This window comes from Lunatimonas lonarensis (assembly GCF_000390185.1).
In the GTDB taxonomy this organism is placed as follows: domain Bacteria; phylum Bacteroidota; class Bacteroidia; order Cytophagales; family Cyclobacteriaceae; genus Lunatimonas; species Lunatimonas lonarensis.
Genome location: NZ_AQHR01000099.1, coordinates 1 through 17,242, shown reverse-complemented (window position 1 = coordinate 17,242; position 17,242 = coordinate 1). Strand labels below are relative to the sequence as shown.

The 17,242-nt window shown below is 49.4% G+C and carries 12 protein-coding genes; 10 read left to right on the top strand and 2 right to left on the bottom strand.

Annotation, left to right across the window (positions count from 1 at the left end; genetic code table 11):
* The first annotated feature begins 41 nt into the window (after positions 1-41).
* A complete protein-coding gene (gene kynU, locus ADIS_RS17360) occupies positions 42-1,331 on the top strand; it encodes a kynureninase (RefSeq protein WP_010855962.1) in 1,290 nt (429 codons plus the stop codon).
* 43 nt (positions 1,332-1,374) lie between these two features.
* Positions 1,375-2,727, top strand: a complete 1,353-nt coding sequence (locus tag ADIS_RS17355; protein WP_010855961.1) for an FAD-dependent oxidoreductase — start codon at positions 1,375-1,377, stop codon at positions 2,725-2,727.
* Between the two features lie 98 nt (positions 2,728-2,825).
* Here the strand turns inward: ADIS_RS17355 and ADIS_RS17350 are convergent, their stop codons facing one another.
* The gene (locus ADIS_RS17350; RefSeq protein WP_010855960.1) at positions 2,826-3,746 is read right to left on the bottom strand and encodes a 1-aminocyclopropane-1-carboxylate deaminase/D-cysteine desulfhydrase; all 921 of its coding nucleotides are present in this window, start codon (positions 3,744-3,746) and stop codon (positions 2,826-2,828) included.
* A gap of 61 nt (positions 3,747-3,807) precedes the next feature.
* Between ADIS_RS17350 and ADIS_RS17345 the strand changes: the two genes are divergently transcribed.
* The 7 genes from ADIS_RS17345 (at position 3,808) to ADIS_RS17315 (ending at position 15,844) form a co-directional block, all read left to right on the top strand.
* Positions 3,808-4,851 (top strand): RluA family pseudouridine synthase, encoded by a 1,044-nt coding sequence (locus tag ADIS_RS17345; RefSeq protein ID WP_010855959.1) that lies wholly within the window; start codon positions 3,808-3,810, stop codon positions 4,849-4,851.
* A 474-nt stretch (positions 4,852-5,325) separates the two neighbouring features.
* Positions 5,326-9,660, top strand: a complete 4,335-nt coding sequence (locus ADIS_RS17340; protein WP_010855958.1) for an AsmA family protein — start codon at positions 5,326-5,328, stop codon at positions 9,658-9,660.
* Positions 9,661-9,738: 78 nt separating this feature from the next.
* Positions 9,739-10,767: a phenylalanine--tRNA ligase subunit alpha gene (pheS, locus tag ADIS_RS17335; protein WP_010855957.1), complete on the top strand. Its 1,029-nt coding sequence runs from the start codon at positions 9,739-9,741 to the stop codon at positions 10,765-10,767.
* 125 nt (positions 10,768-10,892) lie between these two features.
* On the top strand, positions 10,893-11,369 hold the full coding sequence (locus ADIS_RS17330) for a hypothetical protein (protein WP_010855956.1): 477 nt from the start codon (positions 10,893-10,895) through the stop codon (positions 11,367-11,369).
* An 83-nt stretch (positions 11,370-11,452) separates the two neighbouring features.
* Positions 11,453-11,926 (top strand): hypothetical protein, encoded by a 474-nt coding sequence (locus ADIS_RS17325; protein WP_035806702.1) that lies wholly within the window; start codon positions 11,453-11,455, stop codon positions 11,924-11,926.
* Between the two features lie 176 nt (positions 11,927-12,102).
* On the top strand, positions 12,103-12,978 hold the full coding sequence (locus tag ADIS_RS17320) for a sugar phosphate isomerase/epimerase family protein (protein WP_010855953.1): 876 nt from the start codon (positions 12,103-12,105) through the stop codon (positions 12,976-12,978).
* Between the two features lie 10 nt (positions 12,979-12,988).
* Entirely contained in the window at positions 12,989-15,844 is a 2,856-nt protein-coding gene (locus tag ADIS_RS17315) for a PVC-type heme-binding CxxCH protein (protein ID WP_010855952.1), read from the top strand.
* A 49-nt stretch (positions 15,845-15,893) separates the two neighbouring features.
* Here ADIS_RS17315 and ADIS_RS17310 read toward each other — a convergent pair whose 3' ends face one another.
* Positions 15,894-16,790: an alpha/beta hydrolase gene (locus ADIS_RS17310; RefSeq protein ID WP_155907584.1), complete on the bottom strand. Its 897-nt coding sequence runs from the start codon at positions 16,788-16,790 to the stop codon at positions 15,894-15,896.
* Positions 16,791-17,018: 228 nt separating this feature from the next.
* On the opposite strand from ADIS_RS17310, the gene ADIS_RS23715 reads away from it, so the two are divergent.
* On the top strand, positions 17,019-17,228 hold the full coding sequence (locus tag ADIS_RS23715; RefSeq protein WP_081634978.1) for a type II toxin -antitoxin system TacA 1-like antitoxin: 210 nt from the start codon (positions 17,019-17,021) through the stop codon (positions 17,226-17,228).
* The last annotated feature ends 14 nt before the right edge of the window (positions 17,229-17,242 follow it).

The window sequence follows — 17,242 nt, the reverse complement described above, 5'->3', positions numbered from 1 at the left end:
TATCTTTGAATCCATTTCCTATAAGCACCAACCTTCTGACCATGCCTTTCCCTGAGTACCAACGTACGGAGTCGTTTGCCGAGCGCATGGACAAGCTTGATCCATTGCGGCGGTACAGGGAGTTTTTCTTTATACCGGAGAGAAACGGGAGACCGGTCATTTACCTTTGTGGAAACTCGTTGGGTTTGCAGCCAAGACAGGTGGCAGAATACATAGGGGTAGAACTGGACGCCTGGGCTTCCCTAGGAGTCGATGGCCATTTTGGGGGCGCTCATCCTTGGGTATATTACCGCAAACGATCCAAAGAAGCATTGTCGGTACTGGTGGGGGCCGACGAGGACGAGGTGGTGGCCATGAACCAGTTGAGTACGAACCTTCATCTGCTACTGGTATCGTTTTACAGACCTTCTTCCAAAAAATACAGGATTCTTACTGAATCGGGGGCATTCCCGTCTGATCAGTACATTCTTGAATCCCAGGTTAAGTATCACGGTTTCGACCCCGCTGACGCGATCATCGAGATGGAACCTGCAGCGGGCAGGCATACCCTAAAAACAGAAGAGATCCTTGAAGCAATCGATAGGCATGCGTCCGAACTGGCCTTGGTGATGATGGCCGGTGTGCAGTACTACACCGGGCAGCGTTTTGACATGGAGAAAATTGCCCAAAGGGCGGCCTATTACAGAATACCTGTAGGATTTGATTTGGCCCATGCGGTGGGCAATGTCCCCTTGGCACTGCACGATTGGGGTGTGGACTTTGCTGCCTGGTGCAGCTATAAGTACCTGAACTCCGGGCCGGGCAATGTTTCCGGTATTTTTGTGCATCAAAAACACGGCAAAGCCTTTGATTTGCCACGTTTTGCAGGTTGGTGGGGACACGACGAGTCGGAACGGTTTCTGATGAAGAAGGGGTTTAAACCCATGGGAGGGGCGGATGGCTGGTTATTGGCCAATGACAATGTGCTCGGCTTGGCGGCCCATCAGGCTTCTTTAGATCTGTTTATGGAGGCCGGTTTAGAAAATTTAACGCTGAAAAGTGAACAATTGACGGGGTATTTGGCGTTCTTACTAAACCAACTGAATGAAAGAAATAAACCTGTAATTGAAGTAATTACCCCTGGGAATCCCCGAGAAAGAGGAGCCCAACTATCCTTGTTTGTGCATAAGGGGGGAAAGGCGCTTTTCGATCGCATTACAAACGAAGGTATCGTCTGCGATTGGCGAAACCCAAATGTGATACGAGTTGCACCTGTGCCATTCTACAATAGTTTCAAAGACATTTATAAATTTGCGCATGTACTTGAAAATGCACTGCGTGCGTTTGATTGACCCACTAAAGAAACCTACAAATCACCTATTCAATAATCAACCTATGAACCAACCTATCAGCATACTTGGCGCCGGCCTAATCGGGTCTCTACTTGGGGTATACCTAAAAAAAAGAGGCCTCGATGTACACATATATGACAAGCGATCGGATTGGAGAAGCCAGCAGGTGCTTTCCGAAGGCAGGTCCATTAACATGGCAATTAGTTATAGGGGATGGAAAGCACTCCAAAAAGCCGGTTTGAAGGAAAAGGTGGAAGCACATACCATCCCTATGTACGGAAGAAGGATACACGACGAGCACGGCGTAACCTACTTTCAACCCTACGGCAAAAACGATGAAGCGATTTATTCTGTTTCGAGGAATATTCTTAACCAGGTCTTATTGGATGAGGCGGAAAAGGAAGGCGTACAGCTGCACTTTGAGCATAAGGTTGACCACGTGGATGTCTCCAAAAACAGCATTGATTTCTCGCTAAAGGATGGTCAGACCAAAACCTGTAAAAGCGAGGTGGTATTTGGTGCGGACGGGGCATTTTCTTCACTAAGGACAGCAATGCAGAAACAAATGCGTCTGAACTTTAGGCAGGAATACATTAGTCACGGCTACAAAGAACTTACGATTCCGGCTACAGAAGACGGAGCGTTTGCGATGGATCCCAATGCACTGCATATCTGGCCGAGAGGGAATTTTATGCTCATTGCGCTCCCAAACCAAGATAAGTCCTTTACCTGCACGTTATTTATGCCGTTCGAGGATGAGAAAATTTCCTTTGATAAGATTCGGGATGAGCAAGACGTGGTTACCTTCTTTCAGACCTACTTTAACGATGCCTATCAATTAATGCCTTCGTTAACGGCCGATTTTTGCCAAAATCAAACTTCCGCCTTGGTCAATATTGAGTGCTATCCGTGGACAGTAAATCACTGCACCTTGATCGGTGACGCAGCGCATGCCATTGTGCCTTTTTACGGGCAGGGCATGAACAGCGGTTTTGAGGATTGTTTTATTTTGGATGGACTCATCGAAAAGTACGGAACCTTCTCCTGGGATTTGGTATTTGAGAAATTTCAGAAAATGAGGAAACCAGATACCGATGCCATCTGTAAGTTGGCCATGGACAATTTCAAGGAAATGCGCGACAAGGTGTCGGACCCACGTTTCCTGATCCGCAAGAAAATAGAGGCGAAGCTCCACGAATTGTTTCCCTATGATTGGGTACCCCTTTACAGCATGGTTACGTTTACCGATATCAAATACTCCGATGCCTATGCGATCGGCAAGGTTCAAGAAGCAGTATTGGATAAGGTCATGAGTGATCCTTTCATTGCACAAAAATGGGAAAATTTGGATTATCATGCCATTTTGGACAATGTGGAAACGTCCAGAGCAGTATAGAACCAACCATTGCAAAAAAACTCAAGCATCTGCCCCTACTTAATCCCGTCAACAGGTTAGGTAGGGGCTTTTTTCTCAAAAAAAGGTAACAAAAAACTCTAGCCAGGGTAAAGTTTCTTCTTCCATCGCCATTCGAACCCATCTATTCCCTGCAATCCGCCAGAATGTATCATCAGAATACGGCTGCCCGGGGCAAAGTAGTTTTTTTCCAAAAGGTCAATGATCCCGAATGCCATCTTTCCGGTGTAGATTGGATCCAGTGGAATGCCAGTGGCCGTAAAGAACCGCTGCATGGTTTCCAGCAGCTCAGTGCTGTGCTTTGCATAGCCCCCTGCGTGGTAGTCGGTAAAGATCTCCCAATCGGCCTCTGGCGAAAGTCGGTGACGGCGCAGCAATTCCCTAAAATCGGAGCGGACAAATTCACCTTTTAGGGAAGAAAAGCCTAACACCCGCTGGGATTTGTCGCATGAGGCAAGCAATCCGGCGAGTGTACCGGCTGTACCAAGCGAGGCGCAAACCGTATTAAAGCTACGATCTGAAGGGCCAAGTATTTCCCGGCAGCCTTTTATGGCCAAGTCGTTGGTTCCACCTTCCGGAACCAGGTAAAAGTCTCCATATCTTCGCCTTAGAGCATTGATTAGCTCTTCACTTGTTTTTTGACGGTACTCCTCCCTCGTCATGGGGTGAAAAACCATGCCCATCTCGCGGGCGAAAGAAAGGGTAGGATTAAGAGGACTTGTGATTTCTCCGCGAATACAGCCGATCACCTCCAGATCGGCCATCCGGGATGCGGCTGCAATGGCGTAAAGGTGGTTGGAAAAGGCTCCGCCAAAGGTCAGAAGACGTTTTTTCCCTTCTTTTTTGGCTTGCAGAATATTGTATTTCAGTTTGTAGTATTTGTTGCCGGAAAGAAGCGGGTGCACGAGGTCCAATCGTTTTACAAACCACTCTACCCCTCTGCTTTCCAATAAGGGAAGGTGGATCTGCTGAAGAGGTGGCATGGATGTGTCCGGAAACATAGTAGAGGATTTAAACGTCAAAAATAGGATTTTCTACCCAGCTTAACCTTAGATTTGTGGGATGGTAACAGATTTGCAAGGCGAAGACGATTTGCCGGAGGAAGATGACGCCGAGGTCACGCACTTTGAGCTCCGAGTGGATAAGGGCCAGGAATTGGTTAGGATAGACCGGTTTTTGGTTGCCAAGACTGCGAATTCAAGCCGGAACAAGATTCAGCAGGCCATAGACGCTGATGTAGTGAAAGTCAATGGGCTTACCGTCAAATCAAATTACAAGGTAAAACCCGGCGACCTGATCACCTACTGGATAGCCCGCACTCCCCGTCCCTCTGAGGTACTTCCCGAGCCCATCGTTCTGGATATCGTGTACGAAGATGATCATCTGCTGGTGGTTAATAAGCCCGCTGGTATGGTAGTGCATCCGGCGCATGGCAATTGGTCCGGTACCTTGGTAAATGGGCTGGCCTACTATTTCAATCAGTTGCCGGAGTTGCCCGGTAATACCGGAAGACCGGGATTGGTTCACCGAATCGATAAGGATACCAGTGGTCTCTTGGTAGTGGCCAAATCCGAACGGGCGATGTCCCATTTGGCGGAGCAGTTTTTTGTGCATAGTATAGAAAGGACCTATTTGGCGTTGGTATGGGGAGAGCCGGCAGAGGATCGCGGAACCATCGATGTGCCAATCGGACGCAGTGCAAAGGACCGCAAAGTGATGGATGCCTATCCAGATGGGAGTAGCGGTAAGCGAGCTGTTACCCACTGGGAGGTGGTCAAGCGTCTTCGATATGTAAGCCTACTTGCCTGTAAGCTGGAGACCGGACGGACCCATCAAATCCGAATTCACATGAAGTATGCGGGCCATCCTCTTTTCAACGATTCGCCCTACGGAGGAGATAAGATCCGAAAGGGAACCCAATTTTCGAAGTATAAGGCCTTCGTGCAGAATTGTTTTAAAATACTGCCCCGGCAGGCGTTACATGCCCGTTCGCTGGGCTTTGTGCACCCGGTGAGTGGAGAAAAAATGTTTTTTGAAGCCCCGATTCCTCGTGATATGTCGGAGGCAATCGATAAATGGGAGGAATACGTAAACCAAATGTCCTAAAAACCCTTTGTAAAATTATCAAAAACCTCCGCCATATTTTATTCCGTTTTGTTGAAAAGGCAGTAAATTGAGTTGAAATTTTAAAATACTGTAAAAAATCATCTTTTTTGATCAATAGATTTTCTTAAAAAGAAGGTTTTATTAGATTTGTTGCAACAAAAGCAAACGGGCTTTTGGCCGTAGCAATTCTCACTGTAGGATGTTGAAATTGGCAGACAAGCCCTCCTGTCTCGGGGGTGGAGGATCCAGGTTTTTCTGGTGCACTGGATAAAGCACACATCGAGCTCAATGTGTTGCCTAACAGCTCCGTGGAGGTTCGAGTCCTTCTCCTACAGCCACATACGAAATCATTACCTAGAAACGTTTATTCAGCAAAACCAAAGCATAGAATAAACGTTTCTTTTTTTTATCAACGGCCTTGGCCGTTATTTTTTGAGTTTTATTAATCTAATTTTGTGTTTGTTAGTCTAGGGTATGAGCGTTGCCACCGAAGAGAAAAAGCAAGTAAAAAGTGGACGTATAGTCCTGCGAGTGCTGATAGCATTGGTAGTTTTGATAGGGGTGGCACAAGCCGTGTTCTATTTCGGCTCGGATTGGCTGCTACGCGGTTTTATACAGCGTCAGGTGGACGAGATCTCAGGCGGAAAATACCGGGTTGAGTTTGAAGATTTTCAGGTATCGCTGGTAGAGAGGGGCTTTTACCTAAAAGGATTTTTGTTGTCTCCCACAGATAGTACCCTCTTCGAACAGATCAATGCTACGGTTTATCAGGTGGACATTCCGGAACTTAGTGTAAAGGGGCTGGGCTTTCGGTTTCGGGATAAGGTGCTAACGGTAGGCCGGATCCGCTTAAGGGAGCCCATGATCCATTTCCAGCAACCCGCCAGTGGGGTCGACACGGTTCAGGTTGACATTACCCCACTGCGACAATTGGAGTTGGAAATCCAGCGATCGTTTGGCGAGAATCTACAGGATATTTTGGTCAGGGAAGTCTACATTGATGATGCGGATTTGTTTTTGGCCAACTTTATCAGTCAGCGCTCCATAACGGCGGAGGAGACCAACCTGTATGTAAAAAACCTCAAGCTTGCGCAGGTTGACCAATCCATCCCATTTAATGCCGAGGGGTTCGCGTTTGACTTAAAGAATTTCGAAATGCTGTTGGCTGATAGCATTCACCGCGTTTCGGCCACGTCGGTGCGAATATCCTCTTTGGATAAATCCATTGACGTGGACAAAGTAAGGATTATTCCGGATAGAGACCGGGAAGCCTTGGTCTATTATGAGATTGACCTGGATAACCTCGAGTTAAGGGATGCCGATATCGACCAGATTTTTTATACATCCGATGTCAATATTGGAAACCTTCGGTTGGTAGAGCCTCATTTTGTGCTTTACACCGATCGGCTGACTGCAGAACCCGACAGCGTGGATCGGGACGTTAACCTGTATGGTTTGATTCAAAATATTCTTTCGTCAATCTCCATCGAAAACCTAAATATACAGTCGGGGTATTTTTTGCAGCGAGGAGTGAATGATTCAAATAGGAATCGAATCGAAGCGGAGGAAATCTTCTTCCACATGATGCGCGTGTACATAGGAGACGACCTTCAGCGGAGGGAAAACCAGTTTTTTTATGCGGATGAGGCTGAGTTGGATATCTCGAATGTACGATTGGCCTTGGCTGATGGCGTTCATTGGGTAAGTGGCGAAAGTGTGATGATATCTTCCCTTGAAGATAAAATTTCGATGGAAAAAATCCGGATCAGGCCTGAATTGGGGCAGGACGAGGATCCCGATATTGCCATCTTTGAGGTGGAGGTGCCTTTTTTGAACTTTAACAATGCCAATCTCAAAAAGGTGTACAATCAGAATGTAGTGGATGTAGAAGAACTGCGCATCACTTCTCCCAAAGTCGTTTTTCGAGATCTGAAAGGGAGAGAGTCGGCAACAAAGGCAGATGCTTCTTCCCTTCGGGATCTTTTGGGAGAGTACCTTAGGGCTGTATACGTGCAAAACCTGGAAATATCAGATGGCCGTTTGGTCATGGACAACCATCTTCGCATTCGGCAGGACAGCCTTTCATTTGGCAGTATCGACTTGGTGCTGCGAAATTTCCGCTTGGATGAAACCATCGACATGCAGGGGGGAGATAACAAGCTTTTTTTTGCAGAGCACCTGCGCCTGGATATCCAAGACTATGCGCTTAAGCTGTCGGACAACCTTCATTTGTTTTCCGCAGGGCGGATTTTGATAGATACCGAGCGCGATTTAGTGGATGTAGAGGACTTTCGGCTCGAACCGTTTTCAAAAGAGGAAGCTCCCGTCATACTGGAGCGCTATGGGCGAACTACCATTTTGGACGTGGAGATACCGCGATTTACAGCCTTCGGTGTGGATATCCCCACCGCGTACTTTGACGAAATACTCAATATAAAACACATCGATATTCCCTCTCCAACCATCAAATGGACTCGGTTTATGAAGCGGGAGATGGAAGAAGTCGAGACAGACCCTGGACAAAAGGTGGATCGGTCTGATATTTTCAATATTCTGACCAGTTATTTCAGCAAGGTAAGTGTGGACTCCCTGACGCTAAACGAAGGCTCCTTTGCCTACGACAATTTTGTGAACGAGGCGTTTCAGTCCTTTGCGGAAAATGACATATCTATCACCATTAAGCGGTTTTACCTGGATGAGGAGGTGGACACCTCGGATGCCAGCATATTGTTCGCGGAAGAAGTAGACATAAGTCTAAACAATTATGTGTTTAATATTGCAGATGGTCGGTATCAGGTCATAGCAGACCGTATTGCCTTTAACTCTGCCAAAGAGGAGATATCTACGTTTAATGTGCGCCTCAGGCCACAGCGAAGGCTGGATGGAAAAGTGAGCATCTCGGCTACCATACCCGACATGAGTTTTGGCGGGGTAGATTTGGAAGCATTCTTATTCGAAAACCGGCTGGAGTTGGATCGCTTGCGTTTGGTGGATGCGGACGTAAAGCTTTCCATAAACCGGGACGTGGATGAGGAGGATGACAGCGGCCGGCGAAGGGAACGTAACCTCCCCAAGACCATCGATGCCGTGCAAATAGCCGATATATCCGCTCAAAATGCCCGCCTGAATGTGTTCTACAACGAAGAAGGCAAGGATATTGAGCTGATAAAGACCGGGATAAACATAGCATTTGCGGGATTTATGTTGGATTCCGTCAAACTGGCCGAAGGAGATATTGCAGCCCTGTTTCGAAATATGGCTCTGGAGGTGGACGATTTTTCATTGGCGTTGAAAGACAGTATTCACACCGTCAACTTTTCCTCGATCGAACTCGATGTGGATAGGGACCTGATTGTGCTCGAAAACCTAAACGTAGTGCCTCGTCGGTTTGATAGTGAGAAAGGCCGTCCGGTTATCCAAGCGACGGTTCCGAAAGCAAGCATTACCACCAAATCCCTACGAACGCTGCAACAGACCGGGGACTTGGAAATTATCTTATTGCAGCTGACCAATCCACAACTGAACATTTACCTAGACAAAGATGAAATTGCCCAACTGAAGCCGGAGGAGGAAAAAGAGAAAATCCGGCAGGCCGTGTTACAATCCCTCAATATACAATCCCTCCAGATTTTAAATGGCGAACTCAGTATTCGGGAAAAAGCAAACCAGGAGGAAATCAACAACCTGCGCAACATCAGTATTTTATTGAGTGAACTGAGTTTTGACCTCACTTCTTCACAGCAAATTAACACGCAGTTTCTCCTTAACAACGACTATCAGTTTGAGCTAAACGATTACGAAATCAAATTGCCCGATAGCCTGAACACGGTGTTGATCGAAAAAATCTTGTTGAGTGAGGATCAATTGATCGCGGAAGGTGTGTGGCTAAAGCCCCGGTACGGCAGGTATCACTACTCGCGGATCGTGGGCGAACAGGTGGATGTAGCTGACGTACGGGTAGAACGCCTGGTTTTTGATGGGCTGGATGTGAAGTCATTTATAGATAGCCAAAAGATTATCGCTGCAAGCTTGCGGATCCAGCAACCCGCCGCCTTTATTTTCCGCGATAAGCGCTTGCCGAGACCGGAAGACGTCTTTAAGAAAATGCCCCAGCAACTCATGATGGAATTGGAGGCCCATGTCGAAGTGGACGAGATCATCGTGGAAAATGGGTCTTTAACCTACGAAGAATTCCCGGAAAATGGGATGGTGCCCGGCCGTATTTCCTTTACCGAATTGGAAGCCTCGCTGAGGCCCTTTCATCTACGCAAAGGTAACGGAGAGCGGGAAACCATGCGGCTCGATGCCACCATGATGCTAAATCATGCCGCCCGGCTAAACGTCAACCTACTGTTGGGCTTTGAGGATCCGTACCCGGTTCAGGTGGAGGCTTCTGTGGGTGAGTTTAAGCTTGCCGAGATAAATTCCATTTTAGAGACCAACGCATTTATCACTGTGGAAACCGGCGTGATCAGACGGGGCGAGTGGTATTTTACGGCGGATAAAAACCGGGCAATCGGTGAAATGACGCTCCAATACAACGATCTTAAGGTCAGGCTATTGGACGAGAGGACGCTGGAGGTAGCGGGCGGGCGCAAGGGCGTACTTACCTTTGTCGTGAATGTATTGGCACTCCGAAGCAATAACCCCAGAAAGCTCTTCAACCGCCTCGTCAGCTCTACTATCTACCATCGGCGCGATACAGACAAGTTTATCTTCAACTACATGTGGAGGGCCACCTTTTCAGGATTGATGGGTAGTTCGGGCATTGGACAACCCAAGATTCCCAGAAAGGAAGAGGATGAGTAGGGTTGAATACCTGCCTAAAACTAGAAAGGCCTTTCCGAATTTTTTTTAGATTTGCATTCCCCAATTCACTGAAAGACGATGCACAACGAAAAAATCGAGCAGATCAAAGCCGAGATCGCCGCTGCGAAAGCAGGAACTGCCGAAGAGCTGGAAAAATACCGCCTGCGCTTTATCAGCAAAAAGAGCGTGGTCGGCGAATTGTTTGCGGCCATGCGCGAGATTTCAAACGAGCAGAAGCGGGAGTTTGGCCAAGTGGTCAATGAAGTCAAGCAGCTTGCCGAGGAGAAGTTCCAAGAATTGATAGAATCGGTTGGCAAGGGAAAGCGCAAATCAGGTACCTCCGCATTGGATCTGACTCTGCCCCCCACCAATTTGCCCATCGGTGGTATCCATCCACTCACAGCTACGCGGCAGCGCATTATCGAAATATTTGAGCGAATAGGGTTTAACCTATCCGAGGGCCCTGAAATAGAAGACGATTGGCACAATTTTACGGCCTTGAATTTTCCCGAAAACCACCCCGCACGCGAAATGCAGGATACCTTTTTCATCGAAAAGAATCCAGACATCGCGCTGCGTACGCATACCTCGTCCGTGCAGGTTAGGGTAATGGAGAAAGAGAAGCCGCCCATCCGTACGCTTTCTCCTGGCCGTGTGTTTCGCAATGAGGCCATTTCGGCACGCGCACATTGTATTTTCCATCAGGTAGAGGGACTGTATGTGGATAGGAATGTGAGTTTTGCCGATCTCAAGCAAACACTCTACCACTTTGCCAAAGAGATGTTCGGAAAAGAGACCAAAGTACGGTTTCGCCCGTCTTTCTTCCCCTTTACGGAGCCAAGTGCAGAAATTGACATTTCCTGCTTGATTTGCGGAGGCAAGGGCTGCAATATCTGCAAGCATAGCGGATGGGTCGAAATCGGAGGATCCGGTATGGTGGATCCCAACGTATTGGAGAACTGCGGGATTGACTCCGAGGAATTCACGGGGTTTGCCTTTGGCATGGGCATTGAACGGATCGCTATGCTGAAATACCAGATCAACGACCTGCGGCTTTTTACCGAAAACGATATCCGGTTTTTGCAGCAGTTTAGGCCTTTGCTGTAGCGGGACTTGAAGGTTGGCGGAAGCCGAGGTAAGCCAAAGGCGGATTGGTTAAGCTTTTGCCTGTGAGATTTTTCCGAAGGAATTCCTTCGGAGCATCTGGGCTTTTTTACACTAATGGATACCAGATGAAGAAATTATTGGTTCTTGGATGCTTGTCGCTGTTGCTTGGTTTTGCCCAAGCCCAGGAAAAAGGAGCCGTCCGTCTGCACACAGGAGGTGAATTTGGGACTTGGCCGGGTCTATTCTTTGGGTTCAATGCGGGCGGAGAGTATGTTTTTATGGACAGGCTCTCCATCGTGCCAAATTACACTCAATTCTTCCCCGAATTTGGCCATGCCAGGAGCCTAAACCTGGATACCAGGTATTATTTTACTGAGACCTCGTTGAAGTGGTATGGTGTGGGCGGTTTTATGAATGCCTGGAGCCTCCTAAATCGCCCGGGATTCGGTATGGTACGGGTCAATACCCAGGGCCCAAGCCTCGGCTTTGGCGGCCTGCTAAGTTTTGATAGCCGGCTGGCGCTGAACCCAGAGGTAAAATATTGGAGTCAGCGCGAAGGCCGTTTTATATTTACGTTCAGTATGGTGTATTTTCTGAATTAAAGTAGAAAAAGGTGCGGCTTCGCATGGAGTTGGATTGAATTTTGCAGGCGGTGAATCACGGTAAACTAAAAATTTGTTTTTTTATGAAAAGAGTATTCTTGATTGCGTTGTTTTCGCTGGCTTTGGGGTTTGCCCAGGCACAGGAAAGGGGAGATCTCCGCTTGCAGGCAGGCGGTGAGTTTGGGTTTGGCTCTGAGCTTTTTGGGCTTAATTTTGGGGGTGAATACCTCCTCACCGATAAGATTTCCGCTGCACCCAATTTTACGGTCTTCTTCCCGGAATTTGGCAATGCCAGCAACCTCAACTTGGATTTCCGGTATTATCTTACCGAGGGCCCCTTGCAGTGGTACGGTATGGCCGGTTTTATGAATGCTTGGAGCAGTGTCAATTTCCTCGGAATCGGTAACGTGAGCAACAGCACACAAGGGGCCAACCTGGGTGCCGGGGGCGTGCTGATGTTTGGCGATCGGATAGCCTTTAATCCCGAGCTGAAATATCAGGCCCAGCGGGGTGGTCAGGCTGTGTTCAGGCTGGGTCTTGTGTATTTCCTGAATTGACAGTGGATATCAGGTAAAGTCCGGACAAGGTATCCGGTTTTCAACCCCTAATGGCGTAAAAGCCCTATTGGGTGGAAAGACGAAGGCTTTTCCCCCCCAATTGGTTTATTTTTTGAGGGCGGTGCCGCTTTCGCAAAGTTTTTATATCTTAAAGGGCGATTTACCCTATACCGCCCATGAATAGCCTTAGCCGACGTGATTTCATCCGAAACAGCCTGCTCTTCGCAGGTGCCGGACCCCTTGTTGCCTATGATTTCAAGAATCCTGCCGTGCCCGGATCTTTTACCTACCCGATTGGTGCCTGCGATTGGTCTATTGGTAAAACCAGCGATCCGGATGCATTTCGGCTGGCCCGAGAGATTGGTCTGGACGGGCTGCAGGTAAGTTTGGGCACCGCCAAGAACAACATGCATCTCCGGCAGCCGCAGATACAGCAGGAATTTCTGGCAGCCTCCCGTGCCAGTGGAGTGCGAATTGGCAGCATGGCAATCGGAGAACTTAACAATGTACCCTATAAATCGGAATCCATTACCCAAGAGTGGGTACACGACTGCATAGATGTGGCCCAAGTTCTTGGCTGTAAGGTGATCCTGTTGGCATTTTTTCATCACGGCGATCTCCGCAACGACCCTTCGGGCAAGGCTGAGGTGATCCGTAAATTGCGGGAAGTTGCGCCAAAGGCAGAAAGGCAGGGTATTTACCTAGCCATAGAATCTTGGCTTAGCGCGGAAGAACATTTGGAAATTATCGAGGGCGTGGGATCCAAGCACGTACGGGTATACTACGACGTCGCCAACGCCACAGAGATGGGCTATGATATTTTCAGGGAGATGAAGATGCTCGGGACAGAATATATTTGTGAGATGCACATGAAGGAAAACGGCCAGCTGCTGGGCCAGGGAAAAGTTGATTTCAAACGCGTCCGGGATACCCTAAAGGACATCGGATACCGGGATTGGCTCGTCATAGAAGGAGCAGTTCCCGCCGGTGGGCAGATGTTTCCCGCCTATATCGAAAACCGTCGGTTTCTCGCGGAGTTGATGAACGCCTAAATTGAATTCCATGCTATTTTCAAGATTTTGCCGCTTTCTACTGCCACTAACCTGCTGTGGGCTTTCCTGTAGTCCCTCTGAGCAGGCTGCTCCCTTGCTTAACGTTCCGGAGGACCTGGAGGTGACCGTGTGGGCTTCGTCTCCGCAGTTTTTCAATCCTACCAACCTCGACGTGGATATTCATGGCCGCATTTGGCTGACGGAGGCGGTAAATTACCGCGATTTTAGGAATGCAGATGCGCATATGGTGCACGAGGAAGGCGATCGGATAGTCATTTTGGAAGATACCAATGGGGATGGGAAAGCCGACAAATCCACCGTATTTGTCCAAGATGAAGACCTGCGTGCACCGTTGGGCATTGCCGTGGTAGGCAATCAAGTGGTGGTTTCTTGTTCTCCCTCTATCATCATCTACACCGACGAGGATGGCGATGACGTGCCTGACCGAAAGGAGGTTTTTTTGACCGGGTTCGGCGGACGGGATCATGACCATGGACTGCATGCGGGCGTGCTTGGCCCCGACGGCAAGTGGTATTTTATAGCCGGAAACAAAGGCCCCCATGAAGTTACCGACCGGGACGGTGTCACAGTACGAGCGGGAAGTGTATACAACGAGTATACCCCCTATCCCGAGGAAAACAGACCCAACCTAGTTAGCGACGACGGAAATACCTATACCGGCGGGCTGATTGTGCGGGTGAATCCGGACGGCACAGGCCTGGAGGTAATGTCCCACAACTACCGCAACGCCTACGAGGTGGCGGTAGATTCGTTTGGCAACATGTGGCAGAGCGATAACGACGATCAGACGGCATCCTGTCGCACCACCTGGCTAATGGAAGGTAGCAATGCCGGCTTTTTCAGTGCTACCGGAGATCGTACCTGGCAGGCAGACCGGCGCCCAGGTCAAACAGTACCCCTGGCCCACTGGCATCAGTATGATCCAGGGGTATTGCCTGCGGGGGATATCTACGGAGCAGGGTCACCGACTGGTGTGGTACGTATCGAGGGGGATGAATTGGGCAAGCATTACCGGGGACTTTTACTCGCGGCGGATGCCGGGCGCAACATTATCTTCGGATACCATCCCAAGCCGGTGGGTGCCGGATACAGTCTGGATCAGCGGGAAGCGTTTATTTCCTCCGTGGATAGGGACAATACCGGGTATATCTGGCACGAAGTGGAGGATGATGACCGGAAATGGTTCAGGCCCAGCGATGTAGTAGTGGGCACAGACGGGGCCCTTTATGTGGCGGATTGGTACGACCCCATTGTAGGTGGGCACCGCATGATGGATAAAGAGGGATTTGGCAGGATTTACCGCATTGCCCCTAAAGGAAAAAAACTTCCCCGTCCAATATATGATCTCGGCACTACCGCCGGGCAAATAGAAGCCCTGCGGAGCCCTGCCTTGCATGTACGGGCACAGGCAATGGAAAAGCTGAGGCAAGGGGGAGAAAGCGTAATTCCGGCTGTAAAGGGGCTGTTGGACGACTCCAACCCCTTTGTGCAGGCGAGGGCCGTCTTTTTCTTGGCGTCCTTGGGTGAAGCAGGCAGTGCATTGGTGGTGCCCTATTTAAGGCATTCTAATACCGAGTTAGCCGTAGCGGCGTTTCGGGCGCTTCGTAGCAATGGAGTGGATCCCCTTACCCTAGCGGGGCAGGTGTTAGGTTCCAGAAACATCGCCCTCTATCGAGAGGCCGCAATCGCCTTGCGTCATTTGCCATTTTCCGAGTCAGCCGGAATTTATATGCAGCTTGCGGAGGTCCATACAGGCAATGACCCCTGGTTTTTGCATGCCTTGGACATCGGTCTGAGAGGCAATGAAGAGGCCTTTTGGGAGCGTTGGTACGAATCCAAGGGAAAGCCCGACCCGTTGAATTGGTCCCCTGCGATAGAGCAACTGGCATTTGAACTGCATCCAGCCTCTGTGGTGCCACATATTGAAAGGAGGATACTTGATGGCAACCTCTCCCCTACGGAGGCAAGCAGGGCGTTGACCACGTTGGCTTTTATTCCCAGCAAGCAGTCGGTGGATATCATGCGTGCGCTTGCCGATGATCCTTCCTCCCCGCATTACCGCGAAAGCCTATGGTGGATGCAATTCCGGAAAACAAACGAATGGCAGGCCCTTTTGGCTGATTGGAGCCCTCCTGCCTCTTTGCTTCCTCCTGCACAGGCAACGCTTCAGGCGCTTGCGGATGTAGCGGCGGACACCCTTCAGTCAGTCGCCGATAGGTTGACCGCAGCCGAGCAATTGGCAGAGACTTCCCAAGGCCGCCTGCATTTGCTATGGTTAACATTGGACAAGCGCTTGGATGTATCGTTGGTGGAGGCCGTCAGGGAGCGGGTTCATGAGGAAAATGTACCAGCAATTGGTAGTTTGATGCGCCAATTTTTTCCCACGGAGGATTCGGAATCCATTACCCTCGAATCTGTACTGGAAGTGCCGGCCGATGTAGAACTTGGGCGGGTGGCGGCCGTGAGGCACTGTGGGATGTGCCATGCTTTTGGTGGTTCGTCCAGTGAGATAGGACCCAATTTAAGTGAGATTCACCTGAAATTGGACCGGCAGGCATTTATCCTGTCGGTACTGGATCCCGATGATGCCATCGCCTTTGGTTCGGAGGCCTTTTTGGTAAAGCTGAAGAACGGCGCCATGCTGTACGGCATTTTGCAGTCGGCGGGTCCGGTGATCACGGTCATGGAGCATACGGGGAGGCAATACACGTTACCTGCATCTGAGGTAGCCGGCAGAAAGCAGTTGCGCCACAGCCTGATGCCAACCCCAGAGGCGATGAACCTCGACGCGGAGCAGTTGGCGCATATTACGGCGTACATGATGCAGGGAAGCCCCAAGCCATAGATAGAGAACGGTGAAATGCCTTCCGGTCGAGTTGAAAGGTAGTGAGGCGTTACTTAAATCGTTCCTCTAAAAACCCCATTACGCGTTGGCGTATTTCTGCTGCATCAAACATCGGCCCAAAGTGGTGCGCACCGGGTACCACGATCATTTCCTGATGTACGCCGTGTACCTCCAGCCAAGAAGACAGCAACCTAGTGTGCCGGGGCGAAACCAGGTTGTCCAATTCCCCGTGGATCAGAAGAAAGGGTGGATCGCCGGCATCTACGTAGGTAACCGGACTGGCAGCCTTGGCCAGATCGGGCCTATCCAGCGGAGCCGCACCGATCAGCATCCCCTCGGGAGAACGGGCATCATCAGCCCCGGGGAAAAGGATCAGGTCTGCTGGACCGTAGAAATTTACCACGCCTTTAAAGGCGAATTTTCGGCTCACCTCGTCGTGGAAAAACTCGTCGATTTGGTTATTGTTGGCCAGCCCTATCATGGCGGCCAGATGACCTCCGGCAGAGAAGCCCATAAGCGCTACCCGATCCAGGTCGAAGCCGTACCTCTCGGCATGGTCAAAAAGGTATGCCAAAGCCGCGTTGCAATCGATCATTTGGGCGGGAAACACTGCTTGGGTGCTAAACCGGTAATCGATGGATGCAAGCGCATAACCTTGCTGCAGAATGGCCGCTACGGTTCCCTTCATATACCCCATGTCGGCATATTTGTCGTTGCTCAGCCACCCACCCCCATGAACCCAGATAACCAACGGAACCTTACCTTGAGGCTGCGCCGGCAGGTAAATATCCAGCAGGTGCTTGGAGAGCGTGTCGTCCAGGTAAGGAATATTGCCGTGTAGGCGGGTGCCTTCCGGGAAAAGGTGCATAACCGGGTTAGCCGGTGATTGCGCTGCGGCTGATAAAGACAAATGGAGCAGCAAAAGGAGAGGTAGAACAGTGCGCATGGTAGTCGGGTTTGCCGGAAAAGATAGGGATTTTGGCGGAGATAGAAAATTGGGCAGAGTAACCAAATAAAGTTAAGAGAACCTTAGTCCTACTTTCTCAAAACAATAAAAGCCTACTTTTAAGTGCGGAAATAATTCGTACATTTAATATGCTAATGCTAAATGGGGTAACTCAGCAGGATAAAATAGGTAGCATTTAAGAAATGATTAGAATCATCAGATAGGGCAATGCAGGCGAGTGTTAGGATTCATGTGCGGGTTAGCAAGGAACAAATGGAGCTTTTTAGAGGGGCTTCGGTGATAAGCGGGTTCAAGAATCTGACTGGGTTTATTGTGCATTGTGTTTCCAAAGTATCAACAAGCCTTTTGATGTCAGAAAGTCAGCTACTTAAAAATGAAGAGGATAAGCGAGACTGTTCATTTAAGTGTGTCTGCTAAATTTACATAAAATG

What these genes read in the sequence shown, in the direction of transcription:
- kynU (WP_010855962.1), top strand. Translation starts at nt 42, where the DNA reads ATGCCTTTCCCTGAGTACCAACGTACGGAGTCGTTTGCCGAGCGCATG.
- ADIS_RS17355 (WP_010855961.1), top strand. Translation starts at nt 1,375, where the DNA reads ATGAACCAACCTATCAGCATACTTGGCGCCGGCCTAATCGGGTCTCTA.
- ADIS_RS17350 (WP_010855960.1), bottom strand. Translation starts at nt 3,746, where the DNA reads ATGTTTCCGGACACATCCATGCCACCTCTTCAGCAGATCCACCTTCCC.
- ADIS_RS17345 (WP_010855959.1), top strand. Translation starts at nt 3,808, where the DNA reads ATGGTAACAGATTTGCAAGGCGAAGACGATTTGCCGGAGGAAGATGAC.
- ADIS_RS17340 (WP_010855958.1), top strand. Translation starts at nt 5,326, where the DNA reads ATGAGCGTTGCCACCGAAGAGAAAAAGCAAGTAAAAAGTGGACGTATA.
- pheS (WP_010855957.1), top strand. Translation starts at nt 9,739, where the DNA reads ATGCACAACGAAAAAATCGAGCAGATCAAAGCCGAGATCGCCGCTGCG.
- ADIS_RS17330 (WP_010855956.1), top strand. Translation starts at nt 10,893, where the DNA reads ATGAAGAAATTATTGGTTCTTGGATGCTTGTCGCTGTTGCTTGGTTTT.
- ADIS_RS17325 (WP_035806702.1), top strand. Translation starts at nt 11,453, where the DNA reads ATGAAAAGAGTATTCTTGATTGCGTTGTTTTCGCTGGCTTTGGGGTTT.
- ADIS_RS17320 (WP_010855953.1), top strand. Translation starts at nt 12,103, where the DNA reads ATGAATAGCCTTAGCCGACGTGATTTCATCCGAAACAGCCTGCTCTTC.
- ADIS_RS17315 (WP_010855952.1), top strand. Translation starts at nt 12,989, where the DNA reads ATGCTATTTTCAAGATTTTGCCGCTTTCTACTGCCACTAACCTGCTGT.
- ADIS_RS17310 (WP_155907584.1), bottom strand. Translation starts at nt 16,790, where the DNA reads ATGCGCACTGTTCTACCTCTCCTTTTGCTGCTCCATTTGTCTTTATCA.
- ADIS_RS23715 (WP_081634978.1), top strand. Translation starts at nt 17,019, where the DNA reads ATGCAGGCGAGTGTTAGGATTCATGTGCGGGTTAGCAAGGAACAAATG.